At 33.0% G+C, this 24407-nt stretch carries 23 protein-coding genes and 3 tRNA genes; 17 read left to right on the top strand and 9 right to left on the bottom strand.

Translation table 11 applies throughout. The features are described from left to right. Positions 1–26 precede the first annotated feature (26 nt). Both R9X47_RS15650 and R9X47_RS15645 read left to right on the top strand, forming a co-directional pair. Positions 27–674, top strand: a complete 648-nt coding sequence (locus tag R9X47_RS15650; protein ID WP_432661990.1) for a hypothetical protein — start codon at positions 27–29, stop codon at positions 672–674. Beyond that, a complete protein-coding gene (locus R9X47_RS15645) occupies positions 671–1246 on the top strand; it encodes an accessory gene regulator B family protein (protein WP_432661989.1) in 576 nt (191 codons plus the stop codon). Before R9X47_RS15650 ends, R9X47_RS15645 begins: the two co-directional genes overlap by 4 nt. 151 nt (positions 1247–1397) lie before the next feature. On the opposite strand, the gene R9X47_RS15640 is transcribed toward R9X47_RS15645, so the two are convergent. The 5 genes from R9X47_RS15640 to R9X47_RS15620 form a co-directional block, all read right to left on the bottom strand. Then, positions 1398–1473, bottom strand: a tRNA-Thr gene (locus R9X47_RS15640). 35 nt (positions 1474–1508) lie between these two features. After that, positions 1509–1583: transfer RNA gene (locus R9X47_RS15635), tRNA-Glu, on the bottom strand. A 13-nt stretch (positions 1584–1596) separates the two neighbouring features. Then, positions 1597–1672 (bottom strand) — tRNA-Lys (locus R9X47_RS15630). Between the two features lie 295 nt (positions 1673–1967). After that, positions 1968–2957 carry an ATP-binding protein gene (locus tag R9X47_RS15625; RefSeq protein WP_432661988.1) on the bottom strand — a complete coding sequence of 330 codons (990 nt, stop codon included), beginning with the start codon at positions 2955–2957 and terminating at the stop codon, positions 1968–1970. A 27-nt stretch (positions 2958–2984) separates the two neighbouring features. Next, complete coding sequence (locus tag R9X47_RS15620; RefSeq protein ID WP_432661987.1) at positions 2985–4052, bottom strand: DnaD domain-containing protein; 1068 nt, start codon at positions 4050–4052, stop codon at positions 2985–2987. Between the two features lie 301 nt (positions 4053–4353). On the opposite strand from R9X47_RS15620, the gene R9X47_RS15615 reads away from it, so the two are divergent. From R9X47_RS15615 to htrA, 11 genes are all read left to right on the top strand, one after another. Then, positions 4354–5895, top strand: a complete 1542-nt coding sequence (locus R9X47_RS15615; protein ID WP_432661986.1) for a M1 family metallopeptidase — start codon at positions 4354–4356, stop codon at positions 5893–5895. A 314-nt stretch (positions 5896–6209) separates the two neighbouring features. After that, positions 6210–7544, top strand: a complete 1335-nt coding sequence (locus R9X47_RS15610) for a peptidoglycan DD-metalloendopeptidase family protein (RefSeq protein WP_432661985.1) — start codon at positions 6210–6212, stop codon at positions 7542–7544. A 241-nt stretch (positions 7545–7785) separates the two neighbouring features. Continuing rightward, on the top strand, positions 7786–8943 hold the full coding sequence (locus R9X47_RS15605; RefSeq protein WP_432661984.1) for a CapA family protein: 1158 nt from the start codon (positions 7786–7788) through the stop codon (positions 8941–8943). A gap of 88 nt (positions 8944–9031) precedes the next feature. Further along, positions 9032–9832 carry a peptidase MA family metallohydrolase gene (locus R9X47_RS15600; protein ID WP_432661983.1) on the top strand — a complete coding sequence of 267 codons (801 nt, stop codon included), beginning with the start codon at positions 9032–9034 and terminating at the stop codon, positions 9830–9832. A gap of 125 nt (positions 9833–9957) precedes the next feature. Beyond that, a complete protein-coding gene (gene yycF / locus R9X47_RS15595; protein ID WP_432661982.1) occupies positions 9958–10647 on the top strand; it encodes a response regulator YycF in 690 nt (229 codons plus the stop codon). A 1-nt stretch (position 10648) separates the two neighbouring features. Continuing rightward, positions 10649–12430 (top strand): ATP-binding protein, encoded by a 1782-nt coding sequence (locus R9X47_RS15590; RefSeq protein WP_432661981.1) that lies wholly within the window; start codon positions 10649–10651, stop codon positions 12428–12430. A 102-nt stretch (positions 12431–12532) separates the two neighbouring features. After that, positions 12533–13111, top strand: a complete 579-nt coding sequence (locus tag R9X47_RS15585) for a hypothetical protein (RefSeq protein WP_432661980.1) — start codon at positions 12533–12535, stop codon at positions 13109–13111. Between the two features lie 15 nt (positions 13112–13126). Then, on the top strand, positions 13127–14617 hold the full coding sequence (locus tag R9X47_RS15580) for a hypothetical protein (protein WP_432661979.1): 1491 nt from the start codon (positions 13127–13129) through the stop codon (positions 14615–14617). A gap of 59 nt (positions 14618–14676) precedes the next feature. Beyond that, positions 14677–15558: a two-component system regulatory protein YycI gene (yycI, locus tag R9X47_RS15575; protein WP_432661978.1), complete on the top strand. Its 882-nt coding sequence runs from the start codon at positions 14677–14679 to the stop codon at positions 15556–15558. Between the two features lie 168 nt (positions 15559–15726). Further along, the gene (locus R9X47_RS15570; RefSeq protein ID WP_432661977.1) at positions 15727–16536 is read left to right on the top strand and encodes an MBL fold metallo-hydrolase; all 810 of its coding nucleotides are present in this window, start codon (positions 15727–15729) and stop codon (positions 16534–16536) included. 11 nt (positions 16537–16547) lie between these two features. Further along, positions 16548–17795, top strand: a complete 1248-nt coding sequence (gene htrA, locus R9X47_RS15565; RefSeq protein WP_432661976.1) for a serine protease HtrA — start codon at positions 16548–16550, stop codon at positions 17793–17795. A gap of 67 nt (positions 17796–17862) precedes the next feature. Here the strand turns inward: htrA and R9X47_RS15560 are convergent, their stop codons facing one another. Beyond that, the gene (locus R9X47_RS15560) at positions 17863–18960 is read right to left on the bottom strand and encodes an SH3 domain-containing protein (protein WP_432661975.1); all 1098 of its coding nucleotides are present in this window, start codon (positions 18958–18960) and stop codon (positions 17863–17865) included. Positions 18961–19299: 339 nt separating this feature from the next. Here R9X47_RS15560 and R9X47_RS15555 point away from each other — a divergent pair, with 339 nt between their 5' ends. Then, the gene (locus R9X47_RS15555; protein WP_432661974.1) at positions 19300–19734 is read left to right on the top strand and encodes an HNH endonuclease; all 435 of its coding nucleotides are present in this window, start codon (positions 19300–19302) and stop codon (positions 19732–19734) included. A gap of 4 nt (positions 19735–19738) precedes the next feature. Next, a complete protein-coding gene (gene rlmH, locus R9X47_RS15550) occupies positions 19739–20218 on the top strand; it encodes a 23S rRNA (pseudouridine(1915)-N(3))-methyltransferase RlmH (RefSeq protein WP_432661973.1) in 480 nt (159 codons plus the stop codon). Positions 20219–20346: 128 nt separating this feature from the next. Here the strand turns inward: rlmH and R9X47_RS15545 are convergent, their stop codons facing one another. After that, positions 20347–20739 carry a pyridoxamine 5'-phosphate oxidase family protein gene (locus R9X47_RS15545; RefSeq protein ID WP_432661972.1) on the bottom strand — a complete coding sequence of 131 codons (393 nt, stop codon included), beginning with the start codon at positions 20737–20739 and terminating at the stop codon, positions 20347–20349. Positions 20740–20898: 159 nt separating this feature from the next. Beyond that, complete coding sequence (locus R9X47_RS15540) at positions 20899–21537, bottom strand: NAD(P)-dependent oxidoreductase (protein ID WP_432661971.1); 639 nt, start codon at positions 21535–21537, stop codon at positions 20899–20901. 136 nt (positions 21538–21673) lie between these two features. On the opposite strand from R9X47_RS15540, the gene R9X47_RS15535 reads away from it, so the two are divergent. After that, entirely contained in the window at positions 21674–22282 is a 609-nt protein-coding gene (locus R9X47_RS15535) for a TetR/AcrR family transcriptional regulator (RefSeq protein ID WP_432661970.1), read from the top strand. Between the two features lie 284 nt (positions 22283–22566). Beyond that, positions 22567–23361, top strand: a complete 795-nt coding sequence (locus tag R9X47_RS15530; protein WP_432661969.1) for a helix-turn-helix domain-containing protein — start codon at positions 22567–22569, stop codon at positions 23359–23361. A gap of 140 nt (positions 23362–23501) precedes the next feature. Here R9X47_RS15530 and R9X47_RS15525 read toward each other — a convergent pair whose 3' ends face one another. Then, entirely contained in the window at positions 23502–24230 is a 729-nt protein-coding gene (locus R9X47_RS15525) for a DapH/DapD/GlmU-related protein (RefSeq protein ID WP_432661968.1), read from the bottom strand. Positions 24231–24407 lie beyond the last annotated feature (177 nt).

Here is a 24407-nt window from a genome sequence, read left to right as displayed (position 1 = left end):
ATGATTTTAAAGAGCAGGTAGATATATTGTGTGAATATATAACAGAATTTCATAAAGATATTATCCCCGTAGGATTTTATAATCCAAAGCATGCCAAAGAGGAAATATTGAAAACCTGTGATTTTGACATAATTATAACCGATCATGTTATGCCTTATTTAGAAGGAGACAAGCTAGTTGGACATCTCTTTGATGAATATAGACCTTTAGTTATATTGATAACTTTCTTGCATAATAGTGAAGTTATCGAGCATATGAAGTACTATGATTATAAGGTTAGCAAACCCATGAGATTTGAAGATCTGAATAGGGTTTTAAATGCTGTAAAAAGAGATATTTACTTCTTAAGAGATAATAAGGTAAATGATAAAACAGAAGAGATATTAAATGCTAAATGTAACCTAAGGCAAAAATCCTTTTTCCAAAGGATGATAAAGGTACTTTTGTATGATGATGAGGCTAAAAGTAGGGTATATGAAACTATCACAAATCAAAACGATAAAGAAAAATCATCGGTAAGAAAGTCTCTAAACAATATCATACAAAACCTTGATAAAAATTCTTTTGGCAAATTAGGTTTTGCTACAAGACCTAAAAACATAGAGTTTTTAAGCAAGTTTGTCGATGTGGTAGAAAAAGAGCTGATAGAAGAGAAGAAGGTAATTGGTAAATGATACATAATACGGCCATTAGGCTAGGGAAATATATGGCTTCAATAAGTGAATCTGATAAAGAGAAGGAACTGGTATTAATATATTCCGTTGAGATTTTACTGAACTACTTAATATTAATCCTTAGTTTAGCAGCAATCTCGATATTTTTGAATATGTTAAAACCAGAATTAGCAGCCTTTTCATCGGTAGTCATTTATACAGTTACATTTATCTTTATAAGAAGATATTTTGGCGGTTATCATACAAAGAGCAATCTTGCTTGTCTTATATTAAGTATAATCATACCAATGGTTGCTTTATTTGTGAGATACTATGTTAATTTCAATATCTTCTTACTCCTACTCATTTATATAGTAGGATATATTATGGGTGTGAAGATTGGAACTGTAGATAATCATAACAAAAGATTATCCGATGAAGAAAAAAATAACTTTAAGATCAGAGGATTGAAGGTTATCAAAATAATATTTGTAATTAATATAATTGTCTACTTATTAGGATTTCAAGAAATTAGTGATATGATGACCTTGGCAGTAGTATTTGGATTTGGTAATTTATTATTTGGTAGATAAAACGTGACAAATCAGGGGTTTTGTCACGTTTTTTTTTAAGTCACTAAAGGGTGTGCCTCATAACAAACATTTTATGAGATACACCCTTTAATATTTCAAAAAATGAAAAAAGAGACATATGCACCTTATCATACATCCCTCTTTTATATATTGGAGCTGGTGATGGGACTCGAACCCGCAACCTGCTGATTACAAGTCAGCTGCTCTGCCAATTGAGCTACACCAGCAAAAACCTTATAGGCTTTGCCTATTAAGGTCGTATTGGTGACCCCTAGGGGACTCGAACCCCTGTTACCGCCGTGAAAGGGCGGTGTCTTAACCGCTTGACCAAGGGGCCAAGATATTAAACTTGGTGACCCATCCGCGACTCGAACGCGGGACACCCTGATTAAAAGTCAGGTGCTCTACCGACTGAGCTAATGGGTCATTGGTATTGCTCACAGTTATATATATTACAACAGATCATTTAGCTTGTCAACAAAAAACTACAAATTTTTTTGTATGAATAATTTGCCAGATGAAAACGGCCATTGTCTGTGGTCCTAGGACATTTGATATAGTTAAGAAGAACTAAACAAAAGATCTCAAAATCTTAAGCGTTTGAGAGCTTTTGCTTATAGAGACTCCAGTCAAAACTATAATTTATAAACATCAAAAATCCCAAGAAACATCGGATATTTTGATATGTATAAATCAAGATTTACTTGGAACTCTCAACACATTATTTTTTCATTTCCCATCTTAAATCCGGTCCATAAAACTTTAAGATAGTAAACTCACCAAAGATCCTCGAATATATTCTATCACTATATTTTTCAGCAATTTCTAAGGGTGAATTATTAGTAGAAACTATTGTCTTCTTATTAGCAATTAACCTGGTATTGATAATATTAAATAATTCTACATTAGTAAAAGTATTTGTAAGCTCTGTTCCTAGGTCATCCATAACTAAAAGGTCACAATCAAATAATAAATTATAGCTCTCCCTTATTTCAGGAGATTTATCTCTATTGAACTTGTACTCTTCTAAAATTTCTAGAATTTTAAATGCAGTTTGATAAACAACGATTTTTCCCTTATCTAGAAGGGCCTTAGCGATACAATTGCATAGGAATGTCTTTCCTAGACCCGTAGTACCATAGAAAAGTAAATTTTCTGCATTGTTTTTATCGAAGTTGATAACAAAACTTTCTGCAACACTTGATATATTAACCATATTTTCTCTAGGTGTTAAGTCTTCATTTTCAAACTTATCATTTGAAAAGACTTCGATGTTGAAGGTTTGAAAATTTTCATGTTCTAGAGAATGGGATATGTTTGACATATCATAGGCCTTGTCTATTAACTTTTGTTTAAAACAACTACATTTCATGCCATTACCAACAAACCCAGTATCCGCACATATGCTACAGGTGTAATTAATTTCTAAAAAGCTTAGTGGGATATTGTTTTCGGTTAAAAGTATAGCCTTTTCTTGCTTCAATCTTTCAGTATGTTCACGTATTCTTGCAACTTCTATCTCATAGTTATTAGGATTTTGAAGTATTGCACGGGATAGTTTTATTCCAACCCTAGCAATTTCATCGTCAATGTCTTTTAAACGAGGAACTATTTTGTAGACTTCAGCCTGCCTGTATTCAAGTTCCTTTTCAGCATTATCTCTTCTTTTTTCATATTCCAGCAATATCTGCCTTATAAATTTATTATTCATAGAAACACCTACTCATTTCCAACTTATTTATTTCTTGATTCCAAGAATTTTCTCAAGTTCATCATTTGAGTACTTTACAGCTCTTTGCTCAAAATTATTAAATTTATTATTCTTACTGGATGGCTTCCCAGTCGATTTTTTCACTTTGTTATTTGAGGCTTTTCGCTCTTCATTTCTGATATCTGCTTCTTCTGGAGTTTTAAGTCCATCGTTTCTCCAAGCTAATAAAATACTGTTAATATAGTTTATACTCGGATTAGAAGTCTTTTTAGAGTTCTCACAGGCCTTTAGAATCATTTCTAATGAAAACTCCCATTCATCGATCCAAATATCCATAACTTCCTTTTCCGCCTTAGAGGGTTGTCTAAAGCTAAAGCCTAAGGACTTGAAGATCTTGTCGTAATACATATATTTTCTTCCGGAGTTTTCTAAGTGCTCCTCTAGCTTATCGATGCTAATTAGGCCGTTATCATACCAGCTTCTTATAATGCCTCCGATATACCTTATACTTTTTACTTTTCTCTTTTCAATACTGTACTCAAAGGCCTTAATAATAATATCAGAGTCCATATTGAAATTATAGATCCATTCGAGAATCATAGTTCGTTCATTCACCGTTAGCTGTCTTCTCATAAGTTGATCGATTTGGTAAAACATATTTTTAATTTCTGGTATTTTATTTGCTTCTATTAAATCATCCGGTGAACATGCACGTTCCTTAGAACTTGGAGCCTTTTCAGATTTTGGAGCATTCTTAAGCTCATAGTTGTTATCAATATATAATTGCCTTAAGGATAAGAACTCAACAACAAAATCATTTTCATCGTCGGTATCCTTAGAGTGTTTCTTGATTATACCTACCTTTTCCCAGAACTCCCAGGCCTTTAATACATCTACAAGGGGTATATTGAGATGTTTTGAAATAGTATTGTTATCTACAATAATATTCTCGTCCCTATCGGTTGCATATTTATAGCCCAAAAGATAAACCTTAACATAGGTTCCGTCAGCCATAGGCATAAAGTCATTGATGAAGATATTTTCAATTGACGTTTGACCAAAATCAATATCAGTCGTTTTTCTAATAAAACTCATAAAAGCACCTTCCAAATAAATACTGTTTGTATGTAATTATATCATAACTAATAGGGACAGGGTAATATAGAGATTCAAGTAAAACTATCAATTTATACATATGGAGAACTCACTGAAACACTGACTATTTCTATATATTCAAATTAGGTTTTATTATGTGAATTCTATATAGGTAAGAAATAACAGACTGCTTATTTTTTCCTACCTGGGTCAATCTCCATACATAAAGCCCGTTTCCAGACATATAGTTTTTAATAGAGATAGATTGTATGTAACCATAACTCTTGGAGGGGGAGAATGTATGAGGATGGCTCCATTTAAGATTATTGGCAAGATTAGAGGCATAAAATACAGAAAAACTATAACATTTTTTATAATCATTATAATAGGAATATTTGCAGCTACAAACATATATAAAGTAAGCAAAAATAGTATTATAGTTTTCGACGAATTGATACCAGAGATAGAAAGTCTTAACGAGTATGAGATTGATGCTACCTTTTACGAAGAAGAAATGATTATAGAAGGTACTGAAAAGATCACTTACATAAATAAATCACCAAATAATATAAAGGCTATATACTTTCATATATATCCAAACGTCTTTAGAAATGAAGAAACCGTACCCTTTAGTAAAAATGAAATGGGTCTTGCATACATAGATGGATTTGAATCAGGATATATTAATATAGGTTCTGTAAAATCTACGAAGAATGATTTGAGCTCTTTGATAATTGGAAAGGGCAAGTCGATTTTGAAGGTTAATCTCGATAAAGAGCTTGAGCCTGGAGAGAAAACTAAGATATATATAGACTTTATGCTGAAAATCCCACCGGCATGTGGAAGGTTCGGGTATGGTAAAAACTCAATTAATCTTGGAAATTGGTACCCTATTGCCGCTGTAATTGATAATTTTGGCTGGAACCTAGAGCCATATTATCCTATAGGTGACCCCTTCTTTAGTGATGTATCCAACTATAGAGTTGTAATGATGATGCCTCCAAACTATTCAGTAGCTTCTACTGGCGACCTAATAAAGAAGGAAAGTATTGGTGGAAAGTATAGATGGACCTTTGAAGCTTCAAAGGTAAGGGATTTTGCTGTGATTGCCAGTGATAAATATAAAGTTATTGAAGATGAGGTGGAGGACATTTCTGTGAGGAGCTATTATTTTGAAGACGAATCGGCAGAGCTTTCACTAAAGGCCGCAAAGGATTCTATAGAGATATTTAATAGCACCTTTGGTAAGTATCCATATAAGCATTTTTCAGTGGCTGCTTCTGACTTTTTTGTGGGTGGAATGGAGTACCCGAAGCTGGTTTTTATAGATGAGGGAATATATAAGGGAAACGATGAAATACTAGAATATGTTATAGTTCACGAAACTGCCCATCAATGGTGGTATGGCTTAGTAGGCAATAACGAGGTTAAAGAGGCCTGGCTTGATGAAGCCTTAACGGAATATTCTACACTATTATATTATGAAAAGAAATATGGCAAGGAAAAGAAAGATAAGGTATATAAGAAGATGATACTTTCAGGATATGACTTATATAGAAACTTTAATAAACTTGAAGAAAATGAAGCCATATTAAAGGCATTAGGAGACTTTAAAAATTCTAGGGAGTACCAAGCACTAGTATATTGTAAGGGAACAATGTTTTTAGAATGTCTTAGGGAAGAGATGGGAGACGATGTTTTCTTTGATGCCCTGAAGGTCTATTTTGATAAGTACAAATATAAAAACGCCACAACAGAGGATTTTATGAAGGTATGTGAAATGGTATCAGATAAAGATTTAAAGGATGTATTTGATAAATGGCTTATGGGGGAAAGTGATTAACTAGACTATTCATAGAGTGTTTGAAAAGGTATAAATAATTTTCGATTTTCTATGGATAATATGGATTTAATTAGTAAAACAAGCATATTATATAAAAATAATTATTATAATAATAGTAAAGTATATATTTTGCGAAATCCTTTTTAATACTACATAGGAGGTATAGGGCCTTTGATATTGGAATAGTACAACTGAATATGAAAAGATTGTAAGCCTAGAAAGAATGTGATATACTATATGAGTAATTGTTACATTAATATTACAAAATTCTGAAAATTCTCGTTAAAAAACAAAGTGTTTAGGGGAGAAATGATATGACTAACTCAGGAAATTCTGATGGTCTGAAAAAAGAGATCTTAAAGATGATGAACAAAGTGAAGGATGATAGCAAACTTAGAACATTGCTAATTGCATCTTCAGTTTGTGTATTAATTTTTGTAATGGTTTTTGCTTCTAATGGTAATTCTAAGGAATTAGCTTACAATAAATTGGCAAGTGCTACAGAAGTACAAGGTACTGTTCTAGCAAGCAATGCAGATACAGCCGAAGTTCATAGAACACCAAATAGATTATCAGATATTGAAGATACAGTGAATGAAATTTTGACCATAAGTATACCAGCATATGCAGTTAACGTTGGTGGAGAAGATTTAGCTGTATTCCAAACAAAAGAAGAGGCTGAGGTGTTACTTGACGATATTATCCAGCCATATATAAATGATGAAGAGGTATCGATAGAGGATGTAGGGTTTAAAGAAGATGTCAAGATTGTAGAAAAAGCTGCAAAGCCAAGTGAACTTCAAGACGTTGATGAATATGAAGATATACTATACTATATAACAAAAGGTACCAACGAAACTAAGATTCATAAGATAGAAAAGGGTGAGAACTTTTGGGTTATTGCTAAAAAATATAAGATTAGTGTAGATAGTCTTGTAAAGGCAAATCCTGAGGTCAAGCCTGAGAGAATACAAATTGGACAAGAGATTAGCCTAGTGGTGCCTAAACCTTTATTAACGGTTGTTACTAAGGAGATAAAAGAATACACAGAATATATTGCCTTTGAAACGGAGTATGAAGATACAAATGTTTTATATAAAGGTGAATACAGAGTAAAGAAGGCAGGAAAAAAGGGAGAAAGAGACGTTGTAGCAGAGATATCTAAACAAAATGGTATAGAAGTAAGCAGAAGCATTATAGAAGAGAATATAACGGAGGAACCTGTTACAAAGCTTGTACTTAAGGGAACTAAAGATCCTCCGCCTAGAATAGGAACTGGAAAATTTGCTAAACCAACAAGTAGAGGAATTGTAACTTCACCATTTGGTATGAGATGGGGAAGAAGACATACAGGAATAGATATAGGACTTAAAACAGGTACACCGGTTACAGCTGCCGATGGAGGCAAAGTTATATATTCAGGCTATAAGGGTGGATATGGTAAATGTATAATCATAGACCACGGTGCAAACATGAAAACCTTATACGCACACAATAGTGCATTAGTTGTTAAAAAGGGAGATAAGGTGTTTAAAGGACAAACTATAGCAAAGAGTGGGAACACTGGAAACAGTACTGGTCCACATCTACACTTTGAGGTTAGAATAAATGATACACCTGTAAACCCAACTAAATATGTAAAATATTAAATTGTTAAAGCGATTGTAACCAAGAGAACTCTTTTATTGGAAAGAGTTCTCTTTTTGTATATACGAAAACCATCTGCTATAAGGGGGGCATATCATTCTACGGGTGGTGCTGATTATATATTTCAAAATTTGATTTCAGAATTATTGAAAAATATAGTAAAATTAAGATATTGCTGACTATGTAAGAGATAAATACTCAATAAGGTTTTGAAATCTAGGTTAGAGGGTGGTGGAGAATGAAATGACTAAGAAACTTCTAATTATATTGTTAACTCTCACCATGTTTTTGACTGCATGTTATAGCGATAAATCAGTAGAAACAGAGAATAAGAAGATCGGATACGGTGAAGCACTAGATATTAAACAGGATATCGAAGAGCTTAAAGAGTATAAGGGATTTGTGAGAAAAACAAATTATGAAAACAAAACAATAAGACTAACCGCCGTTGGAGATATTATGGTGGGAAGAAGGGTTGGAAGGATTCTGCATGAAAAGGGTATAGACCTAGCATATAAGAATCTTAAAGAGACCTTTAATAGCTCAGACATATTATTCGGAAACCTAGAATCACCTATTTCAAATAGAGGAAGAAAACTACCGGGGAAGGGAATCTGTCTAAGGGCAAAACCAGAGATGGCTCAGGTTCTAAAAAATTCCGGGTTTGATATAGTATCCTTGGCAAACAATCACATACTAGACTATGACAGCGAGGCCCTCCTTGATACCTTTAAGATCCTTAAGGAAAATGATATTGCCTACATAGGGGCTGGAAGAAATATCGAAGAAGCTAGAAAACCATATGTAATGAAACTTAAAGGAAAGACCTTTGCTTTTTTAGGATACGATGAATTTGCCTACATCTATTATAGTAGCAGTTATAAAAGAAGATTTGTAGCTACCGATAACTTATCAGGCACAGCTCCCCTAAAGCTTGATTCAATTATAGAGGATGTTAAGAAAATAAGGGAAAAGGTTGATTACGTAGTCGTATCCCTTCACTGGGGAACAGAAGAGAGTAATAATATAAACTCTACCCAGAAAGAAATAGCACATAAATTAATAGAAAATGGAGTTGACATAATCTTGGGACATCATCCCCATGTTATTCAGCCCATAGAGATATATAAGGGGAGGCCAATAATCTACAGTATGGGAAACTACATATTCGACCAAAACGATGAAAACAATAAGCAGGGAATGGCTTTGGAGGTTTTAATAGAATATGGAGAGATAAGGGAAGTTCATGCTTTACCCATATATATTTTGAACAAAAGTGAACCTATTATAGCTCATGGAAAAAAGGGAGATTTTATAAAAAATAAAATAATTGAAATCTCTAAAAGGCTTGATACAATTGGGGAAATAAAGGGAAAAGGAGTAACATTCAAGATTAAGTAATAAATTACCAAGAAAGTTTACATAATATCATGGTATAATAGTTGTGTGTTCCCTCATATACATATTGATATAGGGGGAGGGGATGCACATGAGAAAGTCTTATTATGTGTTTATCAGTATGTGTATTGTATTCATTCTAATATTTACTAATGTATTTGGCATAAAGGGTGATTTCTATGTCTTATTCAGAAATATACCTAAGAAAGCAGTGCTTAAGAACATTGAAGATTATAAGGAAATTGAAACTGACCACTTTATAATTAGACATAATACAGAGGATGTAGAAACTTTGGAGTTAGTTAAAAGAGCATCGGAAGAATATTACGATGAGATATGCAAACAATATGACTATTATCCTAAGGACAAAACGATAGTTGTTTTGTATGAGAATTCTGAGGAACTTCTTGAAAATGCAAATCTTGCAAAGTCAAAGCCTCCTATGGGAGTCTACTATGCATCGACTATCCAAATTTTATCGCCAAAGATATGGTGCCCCGAAGGTGAGGATATAGAGTCATTATTTATGAACGAAGGACCTATGGTCCATGAATTTACCCATCTCGTTATAGATGATATTACAAAGGGAAATTATCCCCTTTGGTTTACTGAAGGATTAGCTCTATATTCAGAATATATCTATACTGAGTATGAGTGGGGCAAGGAAATAGAAGAGGAAAAAATATATACAATCGATGAGCTAAATAATAACTTTAGCAACCTGGATCAATATGTGGCCTATACTCAATCATTTAGAGTGGTAAAATATATGGTAGAGACCTATGGGTTTGAGAGTATAAAAGAAATTCTTGAAAAATTAGAGGATGGATATACCTTTGAAAGAGCCTTCGGAATGGTAACAAATGATAAAATTTCAAAATTAAACATTTAAATCTCTAGACAATGGTAGTGATTAAAGATATTATAGAAATAAGCTATTTATATTGCTCAGGTATTAGCCTGAGCGATTTTTCGAAAATAACGATTTGCCCTAATTTTTAACTGAGGTGATTAATTGTGGATAGAAAGATACTTGTAGTCGACGATGAGAAACCGATTTCTGACATTATTAAGTTCAATTTAGTGAAGGAAGGATTTCAAGTTGATGTTGCCTTTGATGGAGAAGAAGCTCTTAGAAAGGTATATCAATTTCATCCTGATCTAATTCTATTAGATTTAATGCTTCCAAAGCTTGATGGATTTCAGGTATGTAGAAAAGTAAGGGAAAGTTTTAATATGCCAATATTAATGCTGACGGCAAAGGAAGAAGAGGTAGACAAGGTCTTAGGTCTTGAACTTGGAGCAGATGACTACATAACAAAGCCTTTTGGGATGAGAGAGCTTATTGCCAGAGTAAAGGCTAACCTAAGAAGAATCGAAGTAGACAAAAAGCAGAGTATAGGCAGCAATATAGTTTCCGGAAACCTATCTATAGATCTTGATAAATATGAGGTTAAAAAGGGAGATTCAATTATTGACCTTACCCTAAGAGAATTTGAATTACTAAGATTCCTAGCCACACAGGAGAATCAGGTTTTCACGAGAGAACAGCTTCTAAAGGATGTGTGGGGCTATGAATATTATGGAGATATAAGGACTGTAGATGTTACCGTAAGAAGATTAAGCGAAAAAGTAGAAGACGATTCTAGTAGTCCGAAGTATATCCTGACAAAACGAGGAGTGGGATATTACTTTAGGAGGATTTAGAATGTTTAAAAGTATTAGATGGAAATTCATAACGGTCTATTTTGCACTAGTATTTATTGCTATGGCTATTATAGGCGTATTTATAGTACAAAGCTTTGAGTCATACAACCTAGAGGTTGTAAGTGATAGACTGAACTCTATAGCAGTGAATATAATACAAAACATTCCGGAAGATGTCAGTCTAGAGGAATCAAAGGAGAGCTTGGAAAGCAGTCTGAACATTTTTGCAGTAGGTCTTTTTGAAGAGGCTTTTATAATCGATAAGGATCTAAAAATAATTGCTACGGATAACCGTTCATTTAAAGGCGAAAATGCAGCAAATGAATTACAATATGAGCTTATCCTAGAGGTGTTAACGGGAGAAAAGGAAGTAGCTGAGGATGATACAAAGGGGCAAAACCCTACAAAAAATTTAGTGTTTCCAATAAAAAGAAATGGTGAGATCGAAGGAGCCCTATACCTCAGATCAGATCTTAAAGACATATATGAGACCTTGAACAGGTCTAGAGTTATAATGACACAGGCAACAGGCTTAGCACTGATAATTACTATAATACTTGGTTTCCTACTTGCTAGAAGTATAACGGAGCCAATTAATGATGTTACTAAAAAGGCTGCTCTGATGGCTAAGGGAGACTTTAACCAAAGAGTAGATGTCAAATCTGATGATGAGGTTGGAAATCTGGCAGAAATGTTCAACTTTTTAACGGGCAAGCTTGAAACAACCCTAGGAGAAATTTCTAGTGAAAAGAGTAAGATGGAAACAATTCTCAATTATATGGCCGATGGTCTTATAGCTGTAAATAAGAATGGTAGGATTATACATGCAAATCCTAAGGCAATGGAGATGCTAAACTTCTCTAAAGAAGCAATACTAGAGAAAAAATATGACGAACTATTTGAAACGCTAAATGACAAACTGACCTTAGAGTATATAACGAAACATAAGGATGAGTTAATAGGTAGTGAAACTATAGCCATCGATGAATCTATATACAATGTAGACTATGCACCCTTTATGGATGAAAATAATGAAATAGGGGGTATAGTGTTGGTAATGAAGGATGTTACCAAGCAGCAACAACTAGAGAACATGAGAAGAGAATTCGTAGCCAATGTTTCTCATGAACTCAAAACACCACTTACAAGTATAAAGAGTTATACTGAGACCCTACTAGATGGAATGCTTGATGACCGAGAGATATCTGAAAGCTTTTTAGGAGTAGTAAACAGTGAAGCCGATAGAATGACAAGACTAGTTAGAGATCTTCTGCAATTATCCAATTTTGATAATAAAAAGACTAAATGGAATATAGCAAATAATGATTTAGTTAAATTAATAAATCAAATAGTTATAAAACTCCATATAACTGCAAAAAATAAGAATCAAACACTTGAATTTATAACAGAATATGATAAACTAATGGCAGATTTTGATTTTGATAGAATTGAACAGGTTTTGATTAATATCGTAAGTAATGCTATCAAATATACGGAAAACGATGGAACGATAAAGATTTATCTGGAAAATAGAGATAATAATGCATATATTAAAGTAAAGGATACTGGAATGGGTATACCTGAGGAAGATATGCCAAGAATATTTGAAAGATTTTATAGGGTAGACAAGGCACGCTCCAGAGAACTAGGTGGTACTGGACTTGGGTTATCAATAGCAAAAGAAATTGTAGAGGCCCATAATGGAAGTATAGAAATTCATAGTGAAGTTAACAAAGGAACGGAAGTAATGGTAATTATCCCCATGGATGACATGGCTATGTAAAGTGATTTTAAATGCAGTGTAATATCATTGTAATACCATTGTAATATAAATCCTTTATAATAGTAGTATAATAAGGAGGAAATATGCTGGGAGGCCTAGAGAATGTTGAAGAAAATAATCACAGGTACGCTGGTTTTAATTGTGCTAAGCACATCTAGTGTAGTTGTTTATGCTGATAACGAGGATAAGCTATATATAGATGAAAAACTTAAAATGGAAAGTCAGGTCCTAGATGAAAAGGTCGAGGATCAAAAGACGGAAGAGAAGAAGGAGACAGAGATTAAGATCATAAGTCCTCAGATTATTTCAGATAAGGAGATAATCACTGAAAAAAATCTGCTGATATCTATTAAGGTTATTGGAGAAGATACTGTAACCTTAAGTGTATATAAGTTGCAGGATGACGCCGAGGAGGCAGAACTATTATTTGATCCTGAAGAAATTGAACCAAGCGATGAGGTAGAGTCTGACTATGTTAAGTATGTTAAGAATATTGAATCAGGAAAATATAGAATGGTTTTTGAGCAAGATGGAAAAGAAGAACCAATAGAAGAGATAGAGTTTGATGTAAAATCTACAAAGGTAAAAAAGAAGGATGAAGTAGTTAGTGAAGAAGTAGAGGATTCTTTACCAAATCTATTAGATTTAAAGATTACTGACCTCTTACTAGGAGATGAATAATAGCTGGGGGTACAGATGATGAGAAAAGAGAAAATCAAGTCTGTAGTGTTGGCTGTGCTTTTCATAACTTGTGTGGTCTTTACACAGAAGCTTTGGTTTCACTTGCCCCTTGGTGGAGTTGTTTCCTTAGCAAATAATGATGATGAAGAAATAAATATAGATGTTACGGATATATTGAGCCCCCAAAGTTTTATTATAAGCTTTGGGGGTGGAAACCATACGGTGTTTTATTCTGAACCCTACGAAGTATGGAATATCACAAATCCCGAAGAAAAGAAAGAAGTGTTGATTTGGGAAACTGTTAAGCCTGTGCTTAAGGATTATTTGAAAAATGATTATGAGGTACAGGAAGTAACTTTGGAAGAATGGAAAAAGATAAAAAAGTTTAAATCCATAAGAATGGACTTTGCTTTTGAAATTCCAGAAGATAGTTTGACTAGAGCCTTTAGTGGTAAAGATAATGGAATATCTGAAGCAGGAGATTCAGTTAATACGATACTTATTCCAGGGATCGATGAAGAGAAAGTAAATATATATATTGGAAATGATGAAGAGAATAAATACTTTAAATTAACAGGTATGGCTATAAATGATGAAATCAGAAGCCTTATTGAAAATATCGAAAAAAATGTAGATGATAGGAATTATATGTACTATTTTTCATTAAAAGATATTTCCGATGTGCAAAACGATGTGTTAGCCCCTATTTTTAATGAGACTTTTATACCTTCTTATAACGCAATAAATCCGATAGATGTTACCGATGAGGTAGCGGTTAAATCTAACGCAAATCAATTCTTTGGAAAGAACTTTGACTTTGTAAAGCAAATTACAGAAATAGATGGTACTCATATATATATGTATGGATATGGAGAGAAAGCCTTAAAAATAAATAGAAATGGGACTTTAGAATATACCGAAAAGATAAACAAAGAAAATGCAGCAGTTAATTTGAATTTTTTAGATAGTTTAGAGTATGCAGTTAAATTTGTTAATGATAAAAAGGGATGGCCTCTTGCAGTTACTATGGAAAATGCATATCTGTCTAGTTATGAGCCTATTGAGAAAGAAGGTCAAAAAGGTTATAGATTTAGCTTTAATTACAGACTACATGGATTACCTATCTATATTCCAGATTTTGGTGAAGATAAAGGAATAGAGGTAGAAGTCATAGGAACCCAGGTTATTTCCTATAAAAGAAGAGTTAAAATAGCAGGGAAGCAGCTTGATGACGAAATTGACTCACAAAAAAGAATATTGAACATTTTGGAAGTTTTAAATAAGAATTCAAATGATATTAAAAATAACTACAAAAGCTTTTCTGGAAAAGAATTAACGGAAGAGGAAATTAAAGATATAAAAATAGAGGAGCTAATAGAAGATATAGGATTAGTTTATTATTCTCGCGATAATGTGTTAAAGCCGGTTTGGCAAATTACAATCGGTAATATTGTGTATTATTTCGACCTATATACTGGTATTGGATATACTTCTCAACCAAAATAAGTATTAAAATCTATCCTCGGCTTTACCGTCGAGGATTTTTAAAATGATGAGGTGTGGCGATGGACTGGGCGAAGGCTAAAAGTATCCTTATAGTTGCATTTCTAATTACGAATCTGTTTTTGGGCTACAACGTTTTAAAGGATTCTGAAATTAGAAACTATGCCTATACTGTGAGTGATAAGAGAATCAATGATGTTAGAGAGCTCTTTGGGCAAAAGAATATAACTATAAAGGCTAACATACTGGAAAAAATGAAAAAGCTTCCGCAGCTTACTGTTGAATACGAAACCTATGATATGGAGCTGATAAAAAGTAAATTTCCAGAGTTCACTAGTATTAGTGAAGAAGCTATAAGATATCAAAATGGAAATGAAATAGTGGAGGTTACTGCCCACAACAAGTCGATTAGCTATACAAATAAGAATAAAACATCTATATCAGTTGAGATGGATGAAAAAAAAGCAGAGGAAGTTGCTGAAGATTTTATAAGCAAACATGGATTTCAAGGGAATGATGTGGAGCTTTGGAGTACCAAAAAAAAGCATGGAGATTATGAGATTATATATAAGCAAAGATACGAAGATCTGATATTAGACCATGGATATATGAAACTTACTGTAAAAAATGGAGAAGTAGTTAAGTTTGAAAAAAGGTGGCTAAAGCCTGTAGACGTCAAAAAATTTGACAAAGAAATTATACCAGTCACAAAAGCATTAATATTAGCCACGGATGATCTTAGAGAGAAAAAAGAGAAGGAAGATAGCGAGCTTATAATAGAAGATATAAGACTTGCATTTAAATTAGATATCTTTGAATTTAATGAACTTCTAAATGAAAAATGGTATGAAATTAACGAAAGTACAGGTACTGGTTCATTATACTGGAGGATACGTTTAGCAGATCAAGATTATATTGATATAAAAGCAGAAACCTATGAGTAAGTAGAAGGATAAATTAAAGTAATATCCCTTCTACTTTATTTCTTTGAGGTCATTTCTCCAAGAGAAATTTGCCCAAAATGAAGTGGGCTTGATGTCCCTGAGTTTTATTTGGAGATCGTATTTGTTATAATTAAGTTAAAGTATACTTTAGAAAGGTTGAAAATATAAATGAGTCTTAAATTCTGTTCTTTAGCAAGCGGTAGTAGTGGGAATTGTCAATATGTAGGTACTGAAGACACAAAATTATTAATAGATGCTGGTCTTACTGGAAAATATATAACTAGTGCCCTTCAAAATATAGATATCGATGCAAACACAATTAATGGATTACTTGTTACACATGAGCATAGTGATCATATTAAAAGTGTAGGGGTTTTAATGAGAAAGTTCGATATCCCTCTATATGTAAATGAAAAAACATGGGAAGCAATGAAAGAGAAAATAGGTTCCGTTAAAGGAAAGGACATTAGGCTTTTTAAAGATTGTGATCCCTTTTTCATTGGGGATATAAGGGTCAAGCCCTATAACGTTTCCCATGATGCTAGCAATCCTATGGGTTTTTCCTTTGTTCATGATAACTCAAAGGTCAGTATTACAACAGATTCGGGTTGTGTGACCGATGAAATTATTGATGAAATAAAGGATAGTGACCTGTTGGTGCTTGAAGCAAATCATGACGTCGAAATGGTTAAATTCGGTAAATATCCTTGGTTCCTAAAAAAAAGGATTTTGAGCGATGTAGGCCATTTATCCAACGAGGCTGCAGGAAATATAGTAACGGAAGTAGTTAAGAATGGAAATGTAAAATATGTACTACTAGCCCATCTTAGTAAAGAAAACAATTTTCCTGAGTTAGCCTATGAAACAGTAAAAAATATTGCTGAAGAAAATAAAATAAAGATTGGTTTAGATATAAATTTAGATTTGACCTATAGAAATAGAGTCGGAAGGGTATATAATATACGAAAAACCCTTTAGGAGTGATGTGTATGAATGACAATGATAATTTCTTCAAAGGACCAGAAGATCAGCACGGTACAAATCATGAAGAACCTTCTGATCAGTTACAGGAGAGTTATGTTCCAGTATATACACCAGTTCATTACCCAGAAAGACCAAAAAGGAATAAAAAAAGAAAAAATAGAACCCTATTTTTTATTATAATAATTATCTCCTTAATCTCTGCCATGATTGGTGGGGTGATTGGAGCCTACATAGCACCTATATATCTATCTGGAAAATACCCATATATTTATGAATCCACCGAAAAGGTTGAAATAATAACAAAAGATACAGAATTAAAGGTAGTATCTGCAGTTGCCCAGAAGGCTATGCCTTCGGTTGTTGGTATAACTACAGTATCCATACAGAGAGATTTTTTCTATGGCTCTTCTAGGAAGGCTGAGGGATTAGGAACAGGTGTTATAGTAGATAGCAGAGGATTTATTCTTACAAACGCCCATGTAATAGATAACGGGCGAGCTGAAGAGGTTAAGGTCTTATTAAATGATGGTGAGACCCTAGACGCTGAAGTGTTGTGGAATGATGTATTATTAGACCTAGCGGTAATCAAAGTTGAGGCTGCAAATCTACCGGTTGCAGATCTAGGTGAATCTGATAATCTAATTGTTGGTGAGACAGCCATAGCTATAGGTAATCCCCTAGGCTTAACCTTTGAAAGAACAGTAACATCAGGTATAATAAGTGGACTAAACAGAAGTGTTCCCGTAAGTGAATATGAAAGTATAGATGGCTTAATTCAAACAGATGCATCAATAAATCCTGGAAACAGTGGAGGACCGCTGCTAAATGCCAGAGGTGAAGTTATAGGAATAAATACGGCGAAAATTCAATCGGGAGAGGGATTAGGCTTTGCTATACCGATAAACACTGCTAAACCAATAGTAGATGAATTTATCCAAAAGGGTGAATTTAAAAAGGTATACTTAGGCATAAGGCCCTATGATGTTAAACAGGTAGAAGCTAGTTATGGAGATATTCCTGAAGTTGATAGCGGAGTATTTATATGGAGAGTTTATGACGGTTCATCTGCAGACATAGCAGGGATAACTAAGGGAGATGTTTTAGTTTCATTAGGTGGTATAGAGATAATTTCGGTACAACAATTACTTATGGAGCTATATAAATACAGACCGGGAGATGAAACCACATTACAAGTAGTTAGAGAGGGAGAAAGAATAAAGCTTAAAGTAAAGTTTCAAAGTAAAACCAATTAGATAAGAGAACTGAGACTAAAAAATAAACCCTAGGAAATTATCCTAGGATTTATTTTTTATGTAGATATTAAAAAACTCTTCTTGCAGTTACATATTGTCTTTGATAGAAGCCAGTAGTTATATCAGAAATAACAACTTTTTTTGCTTTTTTTCCAGATGAAGCATGGATAAACGAACCACTTCCAATATAGATACCTACATGGTTTATAGCCCCATTATTACTTCCACTGGTGTCAAAGAAAACTAAGTCACCAACTTGTAAGTCGCTCTTGCTAACCTTTTTTCCCACCTTTGCTTGGGCTCTAGAAGTCCTAGGTAATTCTATACCACATTTCTTAAATACATAGGTTGTAAAGCCAGAACAATCGAAGCTTTTAGGTCCATTTGAACCATATTTATAAGGAACGCCTAATACCTTCTTAGCTTCCTGAACGATTTTCATTGAAGTTCTGCTAGCCCCTCTTGACACAGAGCTACCATTATTTCCAAAAACAATACTAACAAAGTCCTTATGTATCCAGCCCTCTTGCCCATCATAGGTTAATACATTATACCATTCATTAGAATAACCTTTAATATGTACATACGCCTCTAAATCTAATTTGCACACTATCTCAGAATCAATTGAATTCTCGCTTCTAACATTTACATTATCACCAATAATTCTTCCTCTAGAATAATTAGGCTTTATTTCCACATAATCTGAATGTAACCATCCCTTTTCAGATTCACCTATGGATATCTGATACCAATCTTCTTGAATAGCAATAATAGTTACTTCAGCTTTCTTTGATAGGGTATGTAAAATATCTGATTCAGTACTAGGCTCTTTTCTAACATTTAGGTTGTCCGTTGTAATTACACCTGTTTTTATAGGATCTTTTTCTTGATCTACTACAATAAGATCATTTAGTATCCATCCCTCGATCTTGGAATCAGTGCGTATAGAATACCAACTTCCTTGATTGGATAGAACCTCTACAATATTTCCGAGTAATAACTTGTCTACTATCTCCGATTCAGTGTTTGGCATTGATCTAATGTTTACATCATTCCCTATAATTACTCCCTGAGCCGTTTCTTCCCCATATACCATGAAAGTCATAGCAAAAATGCACATAAGACTAATGGTTATGGTCAATAGTACTCTCACATGTTTCATCATTTGAAGACCTCCATTAAAAAATATAGGGTATTTTGCAATAAATTCCCACTATCATTATATCACTTAGAATAGAATCATACAAACTTAGTACATATAAATTTATGTTAACAATTAGTCTTAAATTATTTTAAACTAGCTATATCAGGCACTAATAGTTTGCGAATAAAAGAAATATATATACATGTATTAAACCTGGATTTAAGTATTTTACATAGTAATGCTAGTTTAAAGATTAATAAATTTAATTATCGTTGCTATAGATAGTCCTAGTTCAAGTATAAATTAATGACAATTAATTGTATAATATAAACTATAATATAGAGATTAAGAGGGGAGATCATGAAACATAAAAAGAATGACAAAAGATACATATATTTGAGGGATGATGGAATATGCTATTTTTGCGACAAAGGACTAAAATTTAAACAGATAAGTATAGATCATTACCTTCCCAAAAGCAAAGGCGGACCCGATGATATTTACAACCTTGTTTGTAGCTGCAAGAGATGTAATAAAGATAAAAAGAGTACTGTACCAGATGACTATAAAGAAGTAATGCTTAGCTTATTTAAAAAAGCTGTCCAAGATGGCAAAATAACCTCCACAGGGATAAAAGAAAAGGATCTAATTGATTTGACCGATAATGTTTATAAAATAGAAGAAATAGGAGAATATACCGTATTTCAAAGTAACACCCATAGGTTTTATATCAAAAATAATAAAATACACAAAATCATAAGAGTAGAAACTAAAAAAACAAATGAAGAGTGGTGAAGAAATGAATATAACAATAATATCAGTAGGAAAGATAAAGGAAAAATACTTAAAAAGCGCAATAAATGAGTACAGTAAAAGACTGAGTAGATATTGTAAGCTTAACTTTGTCGAAGTATCAGATGAAAAGGCTCCAGAAAATCTAAGTGAGACGGAAATGGAGAATATAAAGGAGAAAGAAGGCGAAGGCATACTTAAAAACGTTAAAGAAGGAGCCTATGTAATAGCCTTGGATATAAAGGGAAAAATGATATCCTCGGAAGAACTTGCAGAGAAGCTAAACACCTTAGGGATACAAGGGAAAAGTAACCTAGTATTTATTATTGGAGGTTCCCTAGGTCTAGCCAAGAGTGTTCTGAAAAGAGCTAACTATAAGTTGTCATTTTCCCCAATGACCTTCCCACATCAGCTTATGAAAGTGATATTACTTGAGCAGGTTTATAGGGGATTCAGGATTAACAGGGGTGAACCGTACCATAAGTAACGATGGTTAATTCTATGGAATTAACGCCACTAATCAATATCAATTAAAAAACGATCAAACTAGAAAGTATCTAGCTTGATCGCTTTCTTTATTAAACTTACTAAAATCTTCAAATATATTTAAGGATCCTATTTCATTGGAATTGTCATTTTCATCTCAAACCAATCATATTCAACGTTTTCAAGATAAAACATTTCAAATTCATCTTCTCTTCCAGCATAAATGTTTTTTATTACTGGATTATTTTCAATAGTGTTTAATTTAATTTGCATGTCCTCTTCAATAACTACATCGCCACCTACTCTTAGTGTTGATGAATTTTTAGACTTTGTTATCCATTCTGCATAAGGATTAACTTTTAGCTGGCTGAAAGTTCTTCTCTTGTTTGATGTTCCGAAAAGTATTCTATTATCCTCGGTAATCATAATCCCAAAGCCTCTAACTCTAGGCTTTCCATTTTCGTCTATTGTTGCTAAGAAACCCATAGGATTTTCCTTAATAAAATTTAATTCTTTACTCATAATATTAATCTCCTCTTGATTTTTAATTTCTTTATCTAATTATATTTTTACTTTGTTACGTAGCAATGTATCTTGTACATTGCATATTCTTATACGTTCAAAGTAATTTATAAGTTACACACTTAAATTCCATGTTAAATTAAATCTATTAAATAAATATTAGCTCCCTATAATAGGCATTGATTTAATATATTGTGAATTTTTTACTTGATCCAACATAAAACTAGCTATATTCTTACGTGAGATTTTCCATTTGATTTTTTTATCACCAAAAGTAACTTTTACATCACTAGAGGTATCATCATTAACAGGGGATAAAATACGTACAATCGTCCAATCTAAGTTTGAGGATTTCACTGTATTTCCTAATAATATCATTTCTTCAATTCCTCGTTTTGGTATGAATATTCTGCCAAGAATTACAGTGAGCACTGTAGCTGCTGATTTTTTATCTTTTTCAAACTTAATACTTGGAGTTCCAAGAGTTATAAATCTTGATATATTTTGTTTCTCCATAGCATTAATAATATTTACATGACCATCTCGAACTGGATAACCTTTAGCTTTACGATTCATTGAAGGTCCTAATGTACTTATTACTGCGTCTGTATCTTTTATAATATCTTCAATCTTCTCATATTCGCTAAGTTCACCTTTTACCACTGTTAAATTAGGATGAGAAAAATCAATTTTCTTTGGATTTCTCACATATGCTTTCACTTTATAACCATCATTAAGTGCTTTTTTCACGAGTAATTTTCCAATAGCACCACTTGCACCGAAAACTGCTATTGTCATTTTTAAAACCTCCTTTAATTTGTAATTATATTAATTATTGTATAGAATATAGATATGATATACAATGGTTAATAAAAGTCAATACGATAGATAATAGACACTTTGGTGACTAATGACTATTAAATAGGAGGAAACTATGGGTAAAAAGACAGATTTAAGGATAGTACGAACGAAAAAATCTATAAAAAGGGCATTTTTAGATTTGCTTAAGGAGAAAAACTATAATAAAATCACTATTCAAGATATAGCGGAAGAAGCAATGATTAATCGGAATACTTTCTACCTACACTATTTAGATAAAGATGACTTACTTGATCAACTTACATCGCAGTGTTTAAGTAAATTGAAAGAAAGTATGAATGCTAATAGTAATATTGATACAATTGATGCTTTAGGGTATGATGATTTCTATGAATTAATTAAAAAGGTTTTTAAGACTATTGAAGAAGATATTGATTTTTATAAAATAATTCTAGGAGATGAGAGTATACCGTATTTGTCCATAAAATTCACAAATGTGATAAAAAATCACATGAGTGAAGGACTAGATAAATCTACACAATTAAAAACTGGGGAGAGAAATGTAGACAATAGAAAAATCTACGTTGAATACATGGCAGCAGGGCTTATAGGCGTCATTCGCTTTTGGATTAATAATAGGCATAAATATTCCATAGAAGAAGTATCGCGGATAGTAATTGATATGTACTCGAAAGATATACTAGAATTACTAAAAAACTGTTAGAACTAAAAAGTATTTTGCATACAAATTATGGTGCAAGTACCTTTTTCATAAAAACCGCTGTTGCAATATATACAGTGAACCGTACCATAAGTAACGGCTGTATTAAAATTTGACGAATAAATCACCGTATATTGAAATGGTCAAAGAATAATGAAACAATCTACATTTAAATTTTCAACATGATTATAGTATAATTAAATTTTCTATGACAAATATGGGCAAAAATTATCAAGAGGATTATGCATTAATACCTTACAATATGAGTGAATAGGAGGTGATTGTGAATGGATTCCATTATTAACATCCAAAAAGCCATTGAATACATAGAAGATAATATTTGTGAGGAGCTTGAACATAGTATTATAGCTAAGCAGGCTTACATGTCAAGCTTTCATTTCCAAAAACTTTTTTCTATATTAAGCGGATGTACATTGGGTGAATATATTAGAAATAGGCGTCTTTCGTTATCGAGAGAGGAAGTACTATCTACAGATATGAAAATAATAGACATTGCATTTAAATATGGTTATAGCACACCGGAGGGATTTGCCCGTGCATTTCATAGGTTTTATGGAATCACCCCTTTGGCAGCGCGACGGAAGCAGTGTTCACTGGACTCATTTGCAAAGATTTCTATTCAATCCATGTTGGAAGGCGAGTTGAGTATAATGAAAGATTTAAGTAAGAGAGGATATTCAGTACAAGATAATGGTGCAGTTTACTACACAAAAGATATGGATAAAACATCAAAATGGTTTGAAGATGTCCTAGGATGGTATGCAGGTGTTGATGCCCGAAATGATGAAGGAATTGGAACTTATGGTTGTGTTTTGCCTTTTCCAGGAGAACTGGTGCATATGAAAATAGCAGGTTTTAATGGATTTCATATGTTCTATGGGGAGCCGGACAAAAGGGTAATATTGTTCACAAATATTAATGGAATTGATAAGCTTTATTCTTTTGTGAAAGAGAATGGTTGGAATGAGATTACAGAAATGAAAGAGCAACCATGGGGTGGTAGAACCTGTGATGTTACAACTATTGATGGTTCAGTTATAACTTTTTGTGAGTCAATCTAAATAATTGAGATCTTGTAATAGAAGTCTAAACTCACTAAGGTGGACTTTTAGAATTTATGTTTAATTTACTTAGAGCATATGAGCTGTGTGTTTAAATTGAAATTCAATACACAGCTCATATGCTCTTTTTTATAATGGTACTAATCAGAGCACAACGGGCCATCACAGGTTAAACCACAGGAGCAGCGATAACGACCAAATGAAAGAGAATAGGACGATGGAAATTCAGAATTAACTCTACTAACCTCTTCTGCAAAGGCCTCTTTATCAGGTGGGATTCTACTTAGGCTATCAGCTTTCTCTTGACTGTCAATTGATGCCCCAGGTGGTATAAATCTTTTCTCTGGTATGGTCACGCCATTAGTTACTACACAATCGGAAGATACGTATACACCTTTCTTAAGAATAGCGTTAAATACTATAGATTTAAATCCGATAAAACAGTTATCACCTATATGGCAAGGGCCATGAATAAGACTACCGTGGGCACAGCTAACATTATTTCCAATATATATTGAGTAAAGCCTACCATTTACATTTATTCGTTCATCTTCAAGCCCATGAAGAGTTACTCCATCTTGTAAGTTTGTATTTTTACCAATGTAGAAGGGATATCCCTCATCAGCCCTTATAGAAGTGCTTGGAGCTATAAATACATTTTCCGCTATTTCAACTGCTCCGATTATGCTTGAAAAGGGTCCGACAAAGCTAGATTGGTGAATCCTTGGAAAATAAGCATGGGGAGTAAATGACGTTATTGGATTAGGACCAATGAATGCAGCATAAACATTAATAGGACAATAGCCTTTAAAATAAGTATTCCCTCCTACAGAAAGGTATTTTTTTTCAGGATTAATTATTTCACTCACAATACACACCTCTTTAAATTAAACTATTGTTATATAATATGTATTTAGGAGTCAAAGGGTGCTTAAAAACGGAGCATAGAAAAGATAGTAAAAATCTCTTCAAAATGAGGACACGGGATCAAAAAGTTGGACTATAATGATATACTAAAAATAGATGTTAAAAAATCGTTAGTGAGT

Origin of the sequence: Wukongibacter baidiensis (assembly GCF_050888315.1) — a bacterium.
Lineage (GTDB): Bacteria > Bacillota > Clostridia > Peptostreptococcales > Caminicellaceae > Wukongibacter > Wukongibacter baidiensis.
This window is presented reverse-complemented; position numbering and strand designations above follow the sequence as displayed.